The 16,335-nt window shown below is 74.0% G+C and carries 15 protein-coding genes and 1 pseudogene; 6 read left to right on the top strand and 10 right to left on the bottom strand.

The genetic code is table 11. The features are described 5' to 3' along the window. Positions 1-226 precede the first annotated feature (226 nt). The 5 genes from ACFV2S_RS19815 to argC are packed head-to-tail and all read right to left on the bottom strand — an operon-like array spanning position 227 to position 5,072. Complete coding sequence (locus ACFV2S_RS19815; protein ID WP_030316147.1) at positions 227-757, bottom strand: arginine repressor; 531 nt, start codon at positions 755-757, stop codon at positions 227-229. 7 nt (positions 758-764) lie between these two features. After that, positions 765-1,964: an acetylornithine transaminase gene (locus tag ACFV2S_RS19810; protein ID WP_385560398.1), complete on the bottom strand. Its 1,200-nt coding sequence runs from the start codon at positions 1,962-1,964 to the stop codon at positions 765-767. Further along, complete coding sequence (gene argB / locus ACFV2S_RS19805; RefSeq protein WP_385560395.1) at positions 1,961-2,884, bottom strand: acetylglutamate kinase; 924 nt, start codon at positions 2,882-2,884, stop codon at positions 1,961-1,963. Before argB ends, ACFV2S_RS19810 begins: the two co-directional genes overlap by 4 nt. Further along, positions 2,881-4,047, bottom strand: coding sequence for a bifunctional glutamate N-acetyltransferase/amino-acid acetyltransferase ArgJ (gene argJ / locus ACFV2S_RS19800; protein ID WP_385560392.1), 1,167 nt, complete (start codon positions 4,045-4,047; stop codon positions 2,881-2,883). The genes argB and argJ overlap by 4 nt, the downstream gene beginning before the upstream one ends. After that, positions 4,044-5,072 carry an N-acetyl-gamma-glutamyl-phosphate reductase gene (argC, locus tag ACFV2S_RS19795; RefSeq protein WP_385560389.1) on the bottom strand — a complete coding sequence of 343 codons (1,029 nt, stop codon included), beginning with the start codon at positions 5,070-5,072 and terminating at the stop codon, positions 4,044-4,046. Before argC ends, argJ begins: the two co-directional genes overlap by 4 nt. Positions 5,073-5,210: 138 nt before the next feature. Here argC and ACFV2S_RS19790 point away from each other — a divergent pair, with 138 nt between their 5' ends. From ACFV2S_RS19790 to ACFV2S_RS19770, 5 genes are all read left to right on the top strand, one after another. Then, positions 5,211-5,813, top strand: a complete 603-nt coding sequence (locus tag ACFV2S_RS19790) for a hypothetical protein (RefSeq protein WP_385560386.1) — start codon at positions 5,211-5,213, stop codon at positions 5,811-5,813. A gap of 201 nt (positions 5,814-6,014) precedes the next feature. Beyond that, positions 6,015-7,469 carry an argininosuccinate synthase gene (argG, locus tag ACFV2S_RS19785; protein WP_383797338.1) on the top strand — a complete coding sequence of 485 codons (1,455 nt, stop codon included), beginning with the start codon at positions 6,015-6,017 and terminating at the stop codon, positions 7,467-7,469. A 157-nt stretch (positions 7,470-7,626) separates the two neighbouring features. Continuing rightward, on the top strand, positions 7,627-8,952 hold the full coding sequence (locus tag ACFV2S_RS19780) for a M48 family metallopeptidase (RefSeq protein ID WP_385560381.1): 1,326 nt from the start codon (positions 7,627-7,629) through the stop codon (positions 8,950-8,952). Between the two features lie 97 nt (positions 8,953-9,049). Then, positions 9,050-9,913: a sigma factor-like helix-turn-helix DNA-binding protein gene (locus tag ACFV2S_RS19775; RefSeq protein WP_385560379.1), complete on the top strand. Its 864-nt coding sequence runs from the start codon at positions 9,050-9,052 to the stop codon at positions 9,911-9,913. A gap of 154 nt (positions 9,914-10,067) precedes the next feature. Further along, a complete protein-coding gene (locus ACFV2S_RS19770) occupies positions 10,068-11,666 on the top strand; it encodes an ABC-F family ATP-binding cassette domain-containing protein (RefSeq protein ID WP_385560376.1) in 1,599 nt (532 codons plus the stop codon). A 130-nt stretch (positions 11,667-11,796) separates the two neighbouring features. Here the strand turns inward: ACFV2S_RS19770 and ACFV2S_RS19765 are convergent. Together ACFV2S_RS19765 and ACFV2S_RS19760 are read right to left on the bottom strand one after the other, a co-directional pair. Next, positions 11,797-12,162: pseudogene (locus ACFV2S_RS19765) on the bottom strand (MerR family transcriptional regulator); the annotation flags it as partial. 29 nt (positions 12,163-12,191) lie between these two features. After that, on the bottom strand, positions 12,192-13,211 hold the full coding sequence (locus ACFV2S_RS19760; RefSeq protein ID WP_385560373.1) for an MDR family NADP-dependent oxidoreductase: 1,020 nt from the start codon (positions 13,209-13,211) through the stop codon (positions 12,192-12,194). Positions 13,212-13,343: 132 nt separating this feature from the next. Here ACFV2S_RS19760 and ACFV2S_RS19755 point away from each other — a divergent pair, with 132 nt between their 5' ends. Then, positions 13,344-13,748 (top strand): VOC family protein, encoded by a 405-nt coding sequence (locus tag ACFV2S_RS19755; protein WP_385560370.1) that lies wholly within the window; start codon positions 13,344-13,346, stop codon positions 13,746-13,748. 58 nt (positions 13,749-13,806) lie between these two features. Here ACFV2S_RS19755 and ACFV2S_RS19750 read toward each other — a convergent pair whose 3' ends face one another. The 3 genes from ACFV2S_RS19750 to ACFV2S_RS19740 form a co-directional block, all read right to left on the bottom strand. After that, a complete protein-coding gene (locus ACFV2S_RS19750; RefSeq protein WP_385560366.1) occupies positions 13,807-14,970 on the bottom strand; it encodes a methyltransferase in 1,164 nt (387 codons plus the stop codon). 63 nt (positions 14,971-15,033) lie between these two features. Beyond that, positions 15,034-15,609, bottom strand: coding sequence for a histidine phosphatase family protein (locus ACFV2S_RS19745; RefSeq protein ID WP_385560361.1), 576 nt, complete (start codon positions 15,607-15,609; stop codon positions 15,034-15,036). A gap of 69 nt (positions 15,610-15,678) precedes the next feature. Next, positions 15,679-16,140: a GNAT family N-acetyltransferase gene (locus ACFV2S_RS19740; protein WP_385560357.1), complete on the bottom strand. Its 462-nt coding sequence runs from the start codon at positions 16,138-16,140 to the stop codon at positions 15,679-15,681. Between the last annotated feature and the right edge of the window lie 195 nt (positions 16,141-16,335).

The raw sequence follows: 16,335 nt of genomic DNA, 5'->3' as shown, positions 1-16,335 counted from the left end.
ACCCGGTACGACAAGACCGCCGAGTCCTACGAAGCGGCCGTCACTCTCGCATCACTCCTGATGTGGGCGTGACATTTGACGACAGAACCTAGGGGCAAAGGCCGGTTGTGTGTCCGTGCCGGTGGGCGCGATGCGAGCTCGCCCGGGCGGATCCCGCGCGCCGACCGCACATCGCCGTCGGGACGCGGGGCGGTCCGACGGCGATCACGCGGTACTGGGCCGGGCGCTACTTCTGGGCCAGCTTCAGCAGGTGGTCGGCGAGCGCCTGACCGCCCGCCGGGTCGCGGCTGATGAGCAGCAGCGTGTCGTCACCCGCGATGGTGCCGAGGATGGCGTGGAGTTCGGCCTGGTCGATGGCCGACGCGAGGAACTGTGCGGCGCCCGGAGGGGTCCGCAGCACCACCAGGTTGGCGGAGGCCTCGGCGGAGATCAGCAGTTCGCCGGAGAGGCGGCGCATGCGCTCCTCCTTGGCGGACTCGCCGAGCGGCGCCTGCGGGGTGCGGAAGCCGCCCTCGCTGGGCACCGCGTAGATCAGCTCCCCGCCGGTGTTGCGGATCTTCACCGCGCCGAGCTCGTCGAGGTCGCGGCTGAGCGTCGCCTGCGTGACGCTCAGCCCGTCGTCCGCCAGGAGCTTGGCGAGCTGGCTCTGCGAGCGCACCGGCTGCCGGTTGAGGATGTCGACGATCCTGCGGTGCCGTGCGGTGCGGGTCTGCGGAACGGACGGCCCTCCGTGCTCGTTCTCCTGCGCGTCGGTCATCGTCGTCTCATTCTCCGGTTCGTCCTTGCCCGTTCGCCTCGTCCAGGACCCCCGGCAGCGCCTGGAGGAAGGTGTCCGCCTCGGCGTCGGTGAGGACCAGCGGGGGCATGATCCGTACGACATCGGGGGCGGGCGCGTTCACCAGGAGGCCGGCGTCCTGGGCCGCCTGCTGCACCTGGGGTGCGAGGGGCCCGGTGAGCACGATACCCAGCAGGAGGCCCGCACCACGGACGTGGGAGACCAGCGGGTGGCCCAGACCCTCGATTCCCTGGCGCAGCCGCTCCCCGACCGCCTTCACGTGGTCGAGGGCCGCGTCGGCGGCGAGGGTGTCCAGGACGGCGAGTCCGGCGGCGCAGGCGACCGGGTTGCCGCCGAAGGTCGTGCCGTGGTGACCGGGCGCGAAGAGCTCCGCGGCCTCGCCGAACGCGACGGTCGCGCCGAGCGGGAGGCCGCCACCGAGGCCCTTGGCGAGGGTCACGACGTCCGGCTCGACGCCCTCGTGGGCCTGGTACTCGAACCAGTGGCCGCACCGGCCGACGCCGGTCTGCACCTCGTCGAGGACGAGCAGGGTGCCGGTGGCGCGGGTGATCTCCCGGGCCGCCCGGAGGTAGCCGGCGGGCGGGACGACGACACCGTTCTCGCCCTGGATGGGCTCGATGATGACGAAGGCGGTGTCCTCGGTGACCGCGGCCCGCAGCGCCTCCACGTCCCCGTAGGGCACGTGGGTGACGTCCCCGGGGAGCGGCAGGAAGGGGGTCTGCTTGCCGGGCTGGCCGGTGAGCGCGAGGGAGCCCATGGTGCGGCCGTGGAAGCCGCCGCCGGTGGCGACCATGTGGGAGCGGCCGGTGAGCCGGCCGATCTTGAACGCGGCCTCGTTGGCCTCGGCGCCCGAGTTGCAGAAGAACACCTTGCCGGGGCGGCCGAAGAGGCTCAGGAGCCGCTCGGCGAGCGCGACGGGCGGCTCGGCGACGAAGAGGTTGGAGACGTGGCCGAGGCTCTGGATCTGCCGGGTGACGGCCTCGACGACCGCCGGGTGGGCGTGGCCGAGGGCGTTGACGGCGATGCCGCCGACGAAGTCCAGGTACTCCTTGCCGTCGGCGTCCCAGACCTTGGTACCCTCGCCGCGCACGAGCGGCAGCCGGGGGGTGCCGTAGTTGTTCATGAGCGAGCCCTGCCACCGCTGGGTCAGCTCCGCGTTGCCGGTCATTTCTCCCCCTGCTGGTTCTTGCCGCCCCGGCCGTCGGGTACGACCATCGTGCCGATGCCCTCGTCCGTGAAGATCTCCAGCAGGATCGAGTGCTGGACCCGGCCGTCGATGACGCGGGCCGTGGTGACCCCGTTCCGTACGGCGTGCAGGCAGCCCTCCATCTTGGGGACCATGCCGCTGGAGAGCTCGGGCAGCAGCTTCTCCAGCTGGCTCGCGGTGAGCCTGCTGATGACCTCGTCGCTGTTCGGCCAGTCCTCGTAGAGGCCCTCGACGTCGGTCAGGACCATCAGGGTCTCGGCACCCAGCGCCGCAGCGAGAGCCGCAGCCGCCGTATCAGCATTGACGTTGTAGACATGTCCGTCGTCCTGGGAACGGGCGATGGAGGAGATGACCGGGATCCGGCCGTCCTCCAGGAGCGCCTCGATGGCTCCGGTCTCGATGGCGGTGATCTCGCCGACGCGGCCGATGTCGACCCGCTCTCCCGCGATGACCGGCCGGTGCTGGGTGGCGGTGATGGTGTGGGCGTCCTCGCCGGTCATGCCGACGGCGAAGGGGCCGTGCTGGTTGAGCAGCCCGACGAGCTCCCGCTGGACCTGGCCGGCGAGGACCATCCGTACGACGTCCATGGCCTCGGGGGTGGTGACCCGAAGGCCGGCCTTGAACTCGCTGACCAGGCCGGCCTGGTCGAGGGCGCGGTTGATCTGGGGGCCGCCGCCGTGCACCACGACCGGCTTGAGGCCGGCGTGGCGGAGGAAGACGACGTCCTGGGCGAAGGCGGCCTTCAGGTCCTCGTCGATCATGGCGTTGCCGCCGAACTTGATGACGACGGTCTTGCCGTGGTGGCGGGTGAGCCAGGGCAGGGCCTCGATGAGGATCTGGGCCTTCGGGAGGGCGGTGTGCTTCCGCGCGGTGTTGCTCATGACGAGTACGCGCTGTTCTCGTGGACGTAGTCGGCCGTGAGGTCGTTCGCCCAGATGACGGCGGACTCCGTGCCGGCGGCGAGGTCGGCGGTGACGGTGACCTCCCGGTAGCGCATGTCGACCAGGTCGCGGTCCTCGCCGACGGAGCCGTTCCTGCAGACCCAGACGCCGTTGATGGCGACGTTGAGCCGGTCGGGCTCGAAGGCCGCCTCGGTGGTGCCGATGGCGGAGAGCACCCGGCCCCAGTTGGGGTCCTCGCCGTGGATGGCGCACTTGAGGAGGTTGTTGCGGGCGATGGAGCGGCCCACCTCGACGGCGTCGTCCTCGGTCGCGGCGTTGATCACCTCGATGCGGATGTCCTTGCTGGCGCCCTCGGCGTCGCCGATGAGCTGCCGGGCGAGGTCGTCGCAGACGCTCCGTACGGCCTCGGCGAACGCGTCCTGCGCCGGGGTGACACCGGAGGCGCCGGAGGCGAGGAGGAGGACCGTGTCGTTGGTGGACATGCAGCCGTCGGAGTCGACCCGGTCGAAGGTGAGCCGGGTGGCGCCGCGCAGCGCGGCGTCGAGGCCCTTCGCGTCGACGTCGGCGTCGGTGGTGAGGACGACGAGCATGGTGGCGAGGCCCGGGGCGAGCATACCCGCGCCCTTCGCCATGCCGCCGACCGTCCAGCCGTCCCCGGTGACCACGGAGGTCTTGTGGACGGTGTCGGTGGTCTTGATGGCGATGGCGGCCTTCTCGCCGCCGTGCTCGGAGAGTTCCGCCGCGGCCGTCTCGACGCCGGGGAGGAGCTTGTCCATGGGGAGCAGGACGCCGATGAGTCCGGTGGAGGCGACGGCGACCTCGCCGGCGCCGATGCCGAGACCCTTCTCGGTGAGGACGGCCGCGACCTTCTCGGCGGTCGCGTGGGTGTCCTGGAAGCCCTGCGGGCCGGTGCAGGCGTTGGCACCGCCGGAGTTGAGCACGACGGCGGTCAGCTCGCCGTCGGCGAGGACCTGCTGGGACCAGAGGACGGGCGCGGCCTTGACGCGGTTGGAGGTGAAGACTCCCGCGGCGGCGCGGCGGGGCCCGGTGTTGACCACGAGGGCCAGGTCCGGGTTGCCGTTCTGCTTGATCCCGGCAGCGATGCCCGCCGCCGTGAATCCCTTCGCTGCGGTGACGCTCACGGAGCGACTCCAATCGTGGAAAGTCCGGTGGCCTCGGGGAGTCCGAGGGCGATGTTCATGCTCTGCACCGCGCCGCCGGCGGTGCCCTTGGTGAGGTTGTCGATGGCGCTGATCGCGATGATCCGGTTCGCGTTCGCGTCGTACGCGACCTGCACCTGAACGGCGTTGGAACCGTAGACGGACGCCGTGGCGGGCCACTGCCCCTCGGGGAGCAGGTGGACGAAGGGCTCGTCCGCGAAGGCCTTCTCGTACGCGGCCCGCACGGACCCGGCGGTGACGCCGGGCTTCGCCGTGGCGGTGCAGGTGGCGAGGATGCCCCGGGGCATCGGGGCCAGGGTCGGCGTGAAGGAGACGGTGACCCGCTCCCCCGCCGGTCCGCTGAGGTTCTGGATCATCTCGGGCGTGTGGCGGTGGCCGCCCCCGACGCCGTACGGGGACATGTTGCCCATGACCTCGCTGCCGAGCAGGTGGGGCTTGGCGGCCTTGCCGGCGCCGGAGGTGCCGGAGGCCGCGACGATCACGGCCTCGGGCTCCGCGAGGCCCTCCGCGTACGCCGGGAAGAGGGCGAGCGAGACGGCCGTCGGGTAGCAGCCGGGGACCGCGACCCGCTTGGTCCCTTCGAGGGCGGCGCGGGCACCCGGAAGTTCGGGGAGGCCGTAGGGCCAGGTCCCGGCGTGCGGGGAGCCGTAGTACGTCTCCCAGTCGGCCGGGTCCCCGAGCCGGAAGTCGGCGCCCATGTCGACGACGAGGACGTCGGGCCCGAGCTGCTCCGCGACGGCGGCGGACTGGCCGTGCGGCAGTGCGAGGAAGACGACGTCGTGTCCGGCGAGCTCCTCGGCCGTGGTGGGCGCGAGGACGCGGTCGGCGAGCGGGAGCAGGTGGGGCTGGAGGGCCCCGAGGCGCTGCCCGGCGTTGGAGTGCCCGGTCAGTGTGCCGATCTCCACGTGGGGGTGCGCGACGAGGAGACGCAGGAGCTCTCCGCCCGCGTATCCGCTCGCACCCGCCACTGCTACTCGTACCGTCATCGAAACCCTCCTCATGGATGGCATGACTATACGTGCCTCCGAACTTTTATGCAACGACGCGCGGGTCCGGGCGGCCCCGGCCCCGGAGCGCCGGATATCCCGTCGCCCGCCGGGACGCGGCCTGACAAGGTGTCCCCCATGAGCGCCGAGCCCACACGCCCCGGACCGGTCCGCCACCACGACCACGGCACCTGGCTCGTCCAGTTCACCGGGCGGGTGCTCGTCGTCTGCCCGAGGTGCGGCGGCCGTGCGCTCGTGACGCCCCGGCCCGACCTTCCGGCGCCGAAGTACTTCAGCGCCCTGCTCTTCCGGCCCCGGCGCCTCACCTGCGGGGGCTGCGGCGCGGTCGCCGAGTGGACGGCCGGGCAGCGGGGCGGCGCCCTGGTCGGAGCGGTGCCCGGCGGCACCGAGGACCCGTTCTTCCGGCGGCCCCTCTGGCTCCAGACGCGCTGCGCGGGACGCGTCCTCTGGGCGTACGACGAGAAGCACGTCGACGCGCTCACCGCGTACGTCCGGGCGCGGCACCGCGTGCGCCACGCCTCCCCCACGATGTCGATGTTCGCCCGGCTGCCCGCCTGGATGAAGTCCGCGGACCGCCGCGAGGAGGTGCTGGCGGGCCTGACGACCCTCCGGACCCTCGCCGGACGCACGGCCCCCGCCGACCGCTCGGACGCGGCCCACGAGCGGGGCGACCGCCCGCGCCACCACGGCAGCCTGCTGTTCCGCGGCGGTCCGTACTAGAGAGTGCGCCGCCCGCCGCACGGCTTCCGGTGGCCGGGATCGTGGAGCTGCCGGAGGATCCCTGTACGGAGGCGGGAGCCCGGTCATCGCCGGCCTCCCGGACCGAGGGGACGCGGCAGCCGGATCGGCGGATTCGCCGCCCGCACGCGGGTCTCGACAGCCCCCTTTGCATGACCATGCGAGATGATGCATACTCTTCCCATGTCCAAGGTCCTCACCTCCCTGCCCGCCGGCGAGCGCGTCGGCATCGCCTTCTCCGGCGGCCTCGACACCTCCGTCGCGGTCGCATGGATGCGCGACAAGGGCGCCATCCCGTGCACCTACACCGCCGACATCGGCCAGTACGACGAGCCCGACATCGCGTCGGTGCCCGGCCGCGCGCAGACCTACGGTGCCGAGATCGCGCGCCTGGTCGACTGCCGCGCCGCGCTGGTCGAGGAAGGCCTTGCCGCGCTCACCTGCGGCGCGTTCCACATCCGCTCCGGCGGCCGCGCCTACTTCAACACCACCCCGCTCGGCCGCGCCGTCACCGGCACCCTGCTGGTCCGCGCGATGCTCGAGGACGACGTCCAGATCTGGGGCGACGGCTCGACCTTCAAGGGCAACGACATCGAGCGGTTCTACCGCTACGGCCTGCTGGCCAACCCGCACCTGCGGATCTACAAGCCCTGGCTGGACGCGGACTTCGTGACCGAGCTCGGCGGCCGCAAGGAGATGTCCGAGTGGCTGCTCGCCCATGAGCTGCCCTACCGGGACAGCACCGAGAAGGCGTACTCCACCGACGCCAACATCTGGGGCGCCACCCACGAGGCCAAGACCCTGGAGCACCTGGACACGGGCGTCGAGACCGTCGACCCGATCATGGGTGTGAAGTTCTGGGACCCGTCGGTCGAGATCGCCACCGAGGACGTCACGATCGGCTTCGAGCAGGGCCGCCCGGTGACGATCAACGGCAAGGAGTTCCACTCCGCCGTCGACCTGGTCATGGAGGCGAACGCCATCGGCGGCCGCCACGGCATGGGCATGTCCGACCAGATCGAGAACCGGATCATCGAGGCCAAGAGCCGGGGCATCTACGAGGCCCCCGGCATGGCCCTGCTGCACGCCGCGTACGAGCGCCTGGTCAACGCGATCCACAACGAGGACACCCTCGCCCAGTACCACAACGAGGGCCGGCGTCTCGGCCGCCTCATGTACGAGGGCCGCTGGCTGGACCCGCAGGCCCTCATGGTCCGCGAGTCGCTCCAGCGCTGGGTCGGCGCGGCCGTCACCGGCGAGGTCACGCTGCGGCTGCGGCGCGGCGAGGACTACTCGATCCTCGACACCACGGGCCCGGCGTTCAGCTACCACCCGGACAAGCTCTCCATGGAGCGCACCGAGGACTCGGCCTTCGGCCCGGTGGACCGGATCGGCCAGCTCACCATGCGCAACCTCGACATCGCCGACTCGCGCGCCAAGCTGGAGCAGTACGCCGGCCTGGGCCTGATCGGCACCGGCAGCCCGTCCATCGGCGCCGCCCAGGCGGCCGCGACCGGCCTGATCGGCACCATGACGCAGCTGCCCGAGGGCGGCGCCGAGGCCATCGCCTCGCGCGGCGAGGTCTCCGACGACGAGGAGATGCTGGACCGCGCCGCGATGGAGTTCGGCACGGACTGACGCACGACGGCACGACCACGGAAGGCCGGTTCGACACCTTTGTGTCGAGCCGGCCTTTTCGCTGTTCAGAGCAGGTGCGAGGGGCCGCTAGGGTCTGCGCGGAACAGAACGGAACGGGGCGTGCCGCGTGCGGGCGCCCGGGGTGGGGAGTTACGGAATGACGGAGACGGCAGAGGCGGTCAGGGCGGCGGGAAGAGACTGCCCCGAGTGCGAGGATCCCGTGACCGAGGGCGGACGGTACGTCACCTGGTGCGCCGCGTGCGACTGGAACGTGGACCCGGAGGTACGCGACGAGGAGGCCCCGGGACGGATCGAGCGCCTGCGGATGCGCCTCGTTCGGGAGTACGGGGAGCAGCTCCTCGCCGACCTCACGGAACCGGTCGCCGGGGGCGCGGCCGACGCGCACGCGCCCCGGCAGGAATCACCGCGCGGGGCGGCCGGCTGGTGGGCCGCGGCGCTCGCGACGGCGATCCACGGCGTGACCGTCGCCCTGCTCGCGGGCGGCCTGTGGCTGCTCGTCGCGTACTGGGGCGTCGGCGGCCTGCCCGTGCTCGGTGGCCTGGCGATCGCCCTCGCCGTCGTACTGAGGCCCCGGTTCGCCCGGCTCCCGAAGGACGACGGCCCACGGGTGCTGCTGCGGCGCGAGGACGCGCCGCGGCTCTACGCGCTGCTCGACGAGGTCGCCGGGGCCGTCGGGACGACGGGCGTACGGGCCGTGGTGGTCGATGCCCACGTCAACGCCTCGGTCAGCACCTACGGCCTCCGGCAGCACCGCGTGCTCTGCATCGGCCTCGGCCTCTGGGAGACCCTCTCCCCGCAGGAGCGGATCGCCCTCCTCGGCCACGAGTTCGGTCACTACGCGCATGGGGACACCCGGCACTCCCTGCTCGTCGGCGGCGCGTTCCAGTCGCTCGGAACCTGGCGCTACACGCTGGCCCCGGGTCCGGCCCACAGCCTGACCGAGCACTTCGTGAACCTGGTGACCGCCCCGCCCCGACTGCTCGTCGACGGCGTCCTCGTCGTCCTGGAGCACCTCACGCTGCGCCAGTCGCAGCGCGCCGAGTACCTCGCCGACTCCACGGCGGCCCGGACCGCGGGCGCGGAGGCGGCGGCCGGACTGATGGACCGGCTCCTCGTCGCGGGGAGCGTCGCCGGCGAGCTGCGCCGGGAGGGCGTGGCGGCCCGGACCCGGATCGGCGGCGCGGTACGGCGCGAGGATCCGGCCGAGGGCCTGTGGGAGCGCCTGGCCGCGCATGCGGCGTCGATCCCGGAGCACGAGTACGAGCGGCTGCGGCGGGTCGCGGAGCGGCGCGGGCACCAGGTGGACTCGACGCACCCGCCCACCCATCTGCGGCACCGTCGCCTGACGCAGGGCACTCCGGGCGCGGCCCTGATCGTCCTGGACGCGGAAAGGGCTGCGGAGGTCGACGCCGAGCTGGCCGGAGCGAGGAGGAGCGTGGCGCGGGAGCTCGTCCGGGGGTGATCCGCGGAGCGGTCCGGGCCTGGGCGAGCTGTGTCTGTCACATCGCGGCGGGTCCTCGCGTCAACCCGGTGACGGTACCGACGAGGAGTGGGACGCCATGCACGACGACACGTTTCCGACCGCCCTGACCCGGCGTTTCGACGCCCACGAGGAGGAGCTGCGGGCCGTCGCCCTGCGGATCACGGGGTCGCCCGCGGAGGCCGAGAGGGCACTCGCGGCGGCTCGGGAGGGGCTCGGCAGGGACGGCGACACGACGGTACGGGCCTGGCTGACGGCGGCGGTGGGCGAGGCCTGCGTGCGCGGACTCCAGGAGCGGGGGGCCGGGCCGGGTCAGGAGGCCGTCGGGGCCGGGCCGGGTCCGGGGCGCGGGGCCGGGCCGGTTCCGGGGCGCGGGGGTGGGGGCGTCGGCGTCGAGCCTCTGTGGCTCGCGTTGCTCTTGATGCTGGAGCGGCTCGGGGGTGAGGAGCGGCTCGCCTATGTCCTGCACGACGTGTTCGGACTTCCGGCGTCCGAGACCGCGCGGATCCTCGGGACCTCCCCCGAGGCGGCGGCGCGGCTGGCACGCGGGGCCCGGGAGCGGATCAGGGGCGGCGGAGCGGTCCGTACCGAGGGCGAGCGGGGACGGCAGCGCGCGGTGGTGGACCGGTTCGTGGCGGCCGCACGCGCGCGTGATGCCCGTGGTCTGGTGGCCCTCCTCGATCCGGGCGTCGTCGCGTACTCCGACGGGGGCCCGGTGCACGGGATCGCCGCGGTCGCCGAGACGGCCGCCGCCTTCGCGCGGAGCGTGGACGTGTCCCGGCCCGCGCTGGTCGACGGGGCCGTCGGCGCGGTGGGGTTCGCCGCCGGTCGGCCGGTCTCGGCGTTCGCGGCCACCCTCCGCCGGGGCCGGATCGTGACGCTCTCCCTCACCACCGGCGAGGGCCGGGTGCGCGCGCTCGACCTGGCCTTTCCCGACAGCTGAGGCCGACGGCCGGAGCACGGGGCGCGCGAAACCCCCGTGCGTCCGGCGGCCCGCTCCGTTAGCCTCGGACGCATGTCTACGCCCCGAATCTCCTAGCTGAGGACCCGCACCCACGCCACCCGTGTGTCCTCAAGCCTGTTCGGAGCGTTATCCCATGATCACCGTTCGTGGTGCCGACGTGCGCGTCGGCGCCCGGCTCCTGCTGTCCGGCGTCTCCTTCCACGTCGCCCCCGGCGACCGGATCGGTCTGGTCGGCCGCAACGGCGCCGGCAAGACCACCCTCCTCGACACCCTGGCCGGGCTGCGCGCCCCGGCCGCCGGAACCGTCACCCGCACCGGCTCCCTCGGGCACCTCGCCCAGGACTCGCGGGCCGCCGACCCGGACGTGACCGTCACCGACCGGATCCTCTCCGCGCGCGGCCTCGACCGGGCGGCCCGGCGGCTCGCGGACGCCGCCGGGCGGCTCGGCACGTCACCCGACGCGCGGGCGCTCGCCGCGTACGACGCCGCCGAGACCGCCTTCGAGGCCGGTGGAGGGTACGCGGCAGAGGCGGAGGCCGCCCGGGTCGCCGCCGGCCTCGGCCTGCCCCGCACCGTGATGGACCGGCCCGTCGGGCACCTGTCCGGCGGCCAGAAGCGCCGCGTCGAGCTCGCCCGGATCCTCTTCGCCGGGCACGGGCGGGACGACACGCTGCTGCTCGACGAGCCGACCAACCACCTGGACGCCGACTCGGTCGGCTGGCTGCGCGGCCACCTCGCCGCCCACCGGGGCGGACTCGTGCTGATCAGCCACGATCTGCGGCTCCTCGCCGACACCGTCAACCGGGTCTTCCACCTCGACCCGGGGCGCGCCGCGCTCGACGTCCACAACACCGGCTGGGACGCGTACCTCGCCCAGCGGGACGCCGACGAACGGCGCCGGGTGCGCGAGCGCGCCAACGCCGAGCGGAAGGCGGCCGCCCTGCACGCGCAGGCGGACCGCATGAAGTCCCGGGTGGCGACGGCGACGACCGCCCGCAGCATGGCGCGCCGGGCCGACCGGATGCTCGCCGGGCTCGATCCGGCGCGGCAGGCGGAGCGGGTCGCCCGCATCCGGCTGCCCGAGCCTGCCCCGTGCGGCCGGATGCCGCTGGGCGCCGTGTCGCTCACCAAGGCGTACGGGGAGCGCCGGGTGCTCGACGGCGTGGACCTGGCCGTGGACCGGGGCACCCGGCTGGTCGTCCTCGGTCTCAACGGGGCCGGAAAGACGACGCTGCTGCGGCTCCTCGCCGGGCAGGAGACGCCCGACGCGGGGCGGGTGGTGCGGGGCCACGGGCTGCGGCTCGGCTACTTCGCGCAGGAGCACGAGACGCTGGACCGGGGGCGTACGGTCCGGGAGAACCTCGCGACGGCGGCCCCGCACCTGACGGACGGTGAGGTGCGGGCGGTGCTCGGCGCGTTCCTGTTCCGGGGCGACGACGCCGACAAACCGGCCGGGGTGCTGTCCGGCGGCGAGAAGACACGGCTCGCGCTGGCCGCCCTGGTGCACTCCGGGGCGAACGTGCTGCTCCTGGACGAGCCCACCAACAACCTGGACCCCGCGTCGCGGGACGAGGTGCTGGCGGCCGTGGGGACTTATCCGGGCGCGATCGTGATGGTCACGCACGACGAGGGCGCGATCGACGCGCTGCGCCCGGAGCGGGTCCTGCTGCTCCCGGGCGCGGACGAGGACCTGTGGAACGCGGAGTACCGGGAGCTGGTCACCCTGACCTGAGGGCCCGTCGTCCGGAGGCGGCCTCCGGGGTCTCCGGGGCTGTGCCGGCTTCGGGTCGCGGGGCCGCCGCCGTGGCGGGCGGCCGGGCTGCCGGCCCGGCCCCGCTCCCGGCCTCGGGGCGCGGGGCCGTGCGGGCCGTGCGGGCCGCCAGTTCGTCGCGCCGGCGGGTGAGGCGGGCGATCTCCGCGTCGAGGGCCGCGAGCCGGCGGCTCACGACCGGGGACGCCCGTACGCACGTCCCCTCGGGGACCCGGCCGGAGCGGATCGCGTCCACGTCGAGGAGGGGGAGGCGGTCCACGCAGGCGCGTACGTCCTCGATCGTCAGGCCGAGGGCGAGGAGTTCCCGCACGACCCGGACGCGCGCGACGTCGTCCGGGCCGTAGCGCCGCTGGCCGGTGGAGGTGCGGTCCGGCGGCGGGAGGAGGCCCCGCTGCTCGTAGAGGCGCAGGGCCCGGGGTGTGGTCCCCGCCGCTGCCGCCGCGTCACCGATCCGCATGCCGCCCGCCCTTCGCCGAGACCGTCGCGTCACGGCAACTCGACCACGACCGCGCCGAGATGCCGCCCCCGCATCACCTCTCGCAACGCCTCGGCGGCGCGTTCCATGCCCGCCACCCTGACGTGCGGGAAGGTGATCGCCCCGGCGCGCAGCCAGTCGCCGAACCGCTCCCGCCACTCGGCCTCCGTCTCGGGGTGGTCGAGCGGGCTGAAGCCGCGCAGGGAGATCCGCTTGAGAACGAGCGGGTACGAGTCCAGCTCCACGCGCGCGGTGGCTCCGGTTCCCTCCGGGTCGAGCTGGCCGGAGAGCGCTCCGACGAGGACGGCCCGCGCTCCGGGACGGGCCGCGGCGACCGCGGCGCTCAGCTGCTCGCCGCCGACCGTGTCGAGGAGGACGTCGATGCCGTCCGGCGCGGCCTCGGCGAGCTGTGCGGCGAAGGGTGCGGCGGCGCCCCGGACGACGGCGGCGTCGTAGCCGAGTTCGGTGACGAGCCGCTCGGCCTTGGCCGGTGAGCCGGTGCTGCCGATGACGCGGCCCGCGCCGAGGAGCCGGGCGATCTGGCCGGCCATCGTCCCCACGGCGCCGGCCCCGCCGGTGACGAGGACCGTGTCGCCGGCGCGCAGGTCCACGCCCCGGGTGAGGGCGGCGTACGCGGTACGGCCCTGGGAGAGGTGGGCGACGGGGTCGGGCAGCGCGTCGCCGAGGGGCGTGCAGAGCGACGGGGACACGACGGCGTACTCGCGCCAGCCCTGCCAGTGGGAGACGAGGTCTCCGGGGCGCAGGCCGCTGCCGTCCGGCGCGGACACGACCTCGCCGACGGCCGCGCCGAAGAGCGGGTCGCCGGGCTCGACGGGAGGGAGGGGAGCCCCCTTCACCGCGCCGCCGATGAGGGTCCGCAGGGCGGCGGAGACCGCGAACCAGCGGTTCCTGAGCAGGACTTCGCCCGGGGCGGGCTCGGGACGGGCGGTGGTGACGAGAGCGAGGTTCCCGGGGGCCGGGAGGCCGCGCTCGGGTCGGGTGCGCAGCCGGATCTCGCGGTGGGTGGCCATGGGGCGCTCCAGGAGGTGGGTCGGACGGGTCGGGCGGACCGTAGACCCTGACCCGCGCGTCAGGGTCAAGTCCGTGACGGGAGAGGGTGATCCCCGAGGGACACCGGCGCGGGGACGCCCTAGCCTTGAGTCATGATCATCGATGCGCAGACCCGGGTACGGGTCGCCCGCCCTTCGCGGGATCTCGCCGCCGCCGAGCGGTTCTACGTGGACGGGCTCGGCCTGGAGGTGCAGTGGCGGAGCACCGAGCGGGCGGCCGGGGAGCACGACCTGCTGATGGTGGGGCCCGCGGGCGGCAGCTGGCACTTCGAGCTGACCCGCGATCCCGAGCACCCCTTGGAGCCGTGCCCGACGGTCGACGACCTGTTCGTCCTGTACCTCGGGGGGCCGGTCGAGGAGGAGCTGGTGGAGCGGCTGCTCGCCGCGGGCGGGACGCGGGTGCCCGCGCACAACCCGTACTGGGACGAGTGGGGCGTGACCGTCGCGGATCCCGACGGTTACCGGCTCGTCCTGTGCTCGCGCTCCTGGAACATATGAGGCGGGGAGTGTCCGGCCGGACCGGCCGGACACTCCCCGGGGGTGCCTGGGACGGGCCCTAGGCCTGGCGCACGGCGCGCAGCACCACGAACTTGGCGTCGCTGGCGACGAGTTCGCTGTTGCCGAAGATCCGGCGGAGCGTGACGTGGTAGCCGAGGTGACGGTTGCCGATGACCCACAGCTCGCCGCCGGGGCGCAGGGCGCGCCGGGCGTCCGCGAACATCCGGCGGGCGGTGCGGTCGGTGGTGGCCTGGTGGCTGTGGAACGGCGGGTTGTTGAGGACGAGGTCGACCGAGCCGGGCGCCAGGCCGGTGAGCCCGTCACCGACGAGGAACTCCGCCTTGCGGTCCGGGCCCAGGTGGGCGCGGAAGTTCTCCTCCGCGGAGGCGACCGCGGGGTAGGACTCGTCGGTGAAGACGAGTTCGGCCTGGGGCTCGTGGAGGGCGATGGCGAGACCGACGACGCCGTTGCCGCAGCCGAGGTCGGCGACCCGGGCCCGGCCGAGGCCGCCGGGCAGGTTCGCGAGGAAGAAGCGGGTGCCGATGTCGAGGCGGTCGGCGCAGAAGACGCCGGCGTGGTTGGTGACGGTCAGCCCGGGGAGGCCGGGCGCGGGGGTGTCCTCGGGGAGCGCGTACTGGTGGGGCCACGGGTTCGGCCTGGGCGTGAGGGCCGGATCGGGTGTGGTGTGGATGAGCCGGGCCTTCTTCACCGCCAGCGAGGTGCGGGTGGGGCCGAGGATCCGCTCGAAGAGCTTGAGCGTGGAGGTGTGGATGTCCTTGACCATGCCGGTGCCGACGACGACGGTGTCCTCGTGCACGGCGGGAGCGAGCCGGTGCAGCTGGTCCTCCAGGAGCGCGAGGCTCTTGGGGACGCGGACGAGGAGCACGTCGATCCGCTCGGGCGGCGGGTCCTGGGTGGTGAGGAGACGGACGGCGTCCGGGGCGGCGCCGGCCCGGGCGAGGTTGGCGCGGGTGGCCTGCTCGCCGAGGTACGAGTCGGTGATCTGGACGAGTTCGCGGGGGCCCGCCGCCTGGAGCGCCGTGACGAGGGCGCCCCAGCGGTCGCCGAGGACGGCGACGTTCCCGGACAGGTCGGTGCCGCTCTCGGCGAGGTGCCCGAGGAGGTACTCGTCGGACGCGTCCCAGGCGCGCAGCTGGTCGCGCGGGTCCTCGGGGAAGCGGGTCAGCGTGAAGGCGCCCCATGACGTGCTCAAACGGTTCATCGTGTTCTCAGGCTAGCCGGTCCGGGGCCCGGTTCCCCACCTCCGCGCGCGTCCGGGGAGCCGTCAGTGCAGGGCGGTGGCGAGGTGGAGGTGCCAGAGGCCGGGGCGGCCGGTGAGGGTGACCGTGGAGAGGGGGCGGACGTCGACGTTCCAGTACGTGGCGGGCGGCGCCTTGAGGGCGTAGACGAGGGCGGCCCGGACGACGGAGGGTTCCGCGACGGCGACGATGGAGCCGTCCTCGGCGGGGCGGGTGTCGAGCCAGTGCCCTATCCGGGCGATGAAGGCGAGGAGCGGTTCCCCGCCGTGCGGGGCCGTGCGGGGGTCGGTGAGCCAGGCGTCGACGGCGGCCGGTTCGAGCGCGGCGATCTCGGCGAGGGTGAGGCCCCGCCAGCGGCCCATGTCGCAGTCGCGGAGCGCGGGCTGGACGAGGGGCGCGTAGCCGAGGGCGGTGCCGGTGGCGCGGCTGCGCGGGGTCGGGGAGCAGTAGCGCAGTTCGGCCGCGCCGAGCGGGATGAGCGCGGGCGCGGCCTGCTGCACCTCGTACCAGCCGGCCTCGTCGAGCGGCCGGTCGTCGTCGAAGCGTTCGGCGAGCAGGGAGGAGCTGCGTGCCGCCGTGACGAGCGTCACCCGAAGACTCATGGCCGCGATCGTGAGGCCGGTGACTCCGCTGGTCAAGGGGTCATGTGCCGGGACCGGAGGGAGTGGGGCTCACTGCTGCCCGAGAGCCATCCACTTGTCCGGATTCTGCAGTGGCGTGAAACCCACCTTCTCGTACACGCCGTGCGCGTCGGCGGTGGCGAGCAGGACGCGGCGCAGTCCGTACGGCGCGAGGTGGTCGCGGACGGCGGTGACGAGCGCGGTGCCGAGGCCGGTGCCGCGGGCCGGGCGGTCGACGTAGACGTCGCAGAGCCAGGCGAAGGTGGCGTAGTCGGTGACGACGCGCGCGTAGGCGCTCATCTCGCCGGTCTCCCGGTGGTAGGCGCCGAGGTTCAGGGAGCCCGCGATGGCACGGTCCTGCTTCTCCCGAGGTCGGCCGAGGGCCCAGTAGGCGTCGGTGGACAGCCAGTGGTGGACGCGGGCGGCGTCGATCCGCGCGGGGTCGGCTGAGATCTCGTACGCCCCGTGCAGGACGGGGGCGGCGGCGGTGTCGGAGGCGGTGCTGTCGCTCATGGGCGAAGGCTCTCAGGGGCGGGTGGGCTTGTCAGGTGAGTTTGCCTGCGGCGAGCGCCGGGGGGGGGGGGGGCGCCCCCGCCCCCCCCCGCCCCCCCCCCGGGGCCCCCCCCCGGGGGGGCCGCGCCCCCCCCCCCGGGGCCGCGCCGCCCCGCGCCGAGAGCGACGAGTCCGCCGCTCTCGCCGAGCTCGACC

It is taken from the genome of Streptomyces sp. NPDC059695 (assembly GCF_042733785.1).
In the GTDB taxonomy this organism is placed as follows: Bacteria; Actinomycetota; Actinomycetes; order Streptomycetales; family Streptomycetaceae; genus Streptomyces.
This window is presented reverse-complemented; position numbering and strand designations above follow the sequence as displayed.

Excerpts from the sequence above, each read along its gene's own strand:
- ACFV2S_RS19815 (WP_030316147.1), bottom strand. The coding sequence starts at position 757 with ATGACCGACGCGCAGGAGAACGAGCACGGAGGGCCGTCCGTTCCGCAG.
- ACFV2S_RS19810 (WP_385560398.1), bottom strand. The coding sequence starts at position 1,964 with ATGACCGGCAACGCGGAGCTGACCCAGCGGTGGCAGGGCTCGCTCATG.
- argB (WP_385560395.1), bottom strand. The coding sequence starts at position 2,884 with ATGAGCAACACCGCGCGGAAGCACACCGCCCTCCCGAAGGCCCAGATC.
- argC (WP_385560389.1), bottom strand. The coding sequence starts at position 5,072 with ATGACGGTACGAGTAGCAGTGGCGGGTGCGAGCGGATACGCGGGCGGA.
- ACFV2S_RS19790 (WP_385560386.1), top strand. The coding sequence starts at position 5,211 with ATGAGCGCCGAGCCCACACGCCCCGGACCGGTCCGCCACCACGACCAC.
- argG (WP_383797338.1), top strand. The coding sequence starts at position 6,015 with ATGTCCAAGGTCCTCACCTCCCTGCCCGCCGGCGAGCGCGTCGGCATC.
- ACFV2S_RS19780 (WP_385560381.1), top strand. The coding sequence starts at position 7,627 with ATGACGGAGACGGCAGAGGCGGTCAGGGCGGCGGGAAGAGACTGCCCC.
- ACFV2S_RS19775 (WP_385560379.1), top strand. The coding sequence starts at position 9,050 with ATGCACGACGACACGTTTCCGACCGCCCTGACCCGGCGTTTCGACGCC.
- ACFV2S_RS19770 (WP_385560376.1), top strand. The coding sequence starts at position 10,068 with ATGATCACCGTTCGTGGTGCCGACGTGCGCGTCGGCGCCCGGCTCCTG.
- ACFV2S_RS19760 (WP_385560373.1), bottom strand. The coding sequence starts at position 13,211 with ATGGCCACCCACCGCGAGATCCGGCTGCGCACCCGACCCGAGCGCGGC.
- ACFV2S_RS19755 (WP_385560370.1), top strand. The coding sequence starts at position 13,344 with ATGATCATCGATGCGCAGACCCGGGTACGGGTCGCCCGCCCTTCGCGG.
- ACFV2S_RS19750 (WP_385560366.1), bottom strand. The coding sequence starts at position 14,970 with ATGAACCGTTTGAGCACGTCATGGGGCGCCTTCACGCTGACCCGCTTC.
- ACFV2S_RS19745 (WP_385560361.1), bottom strand. The coding sequence starts at position 15,609 with ATGAGTCTTCGGGTGACGCTCGTCACGGCGGCACGCAGCTCCTCCCTG.
- ACFV2S_RS19740 (WP_385560357.1), bottom strand. The coding sequence starts at position 16,140 with ATGAGCGACAGCACCGCCTCCGACACCGCCGCCGCCCCCGTCCTGCAC.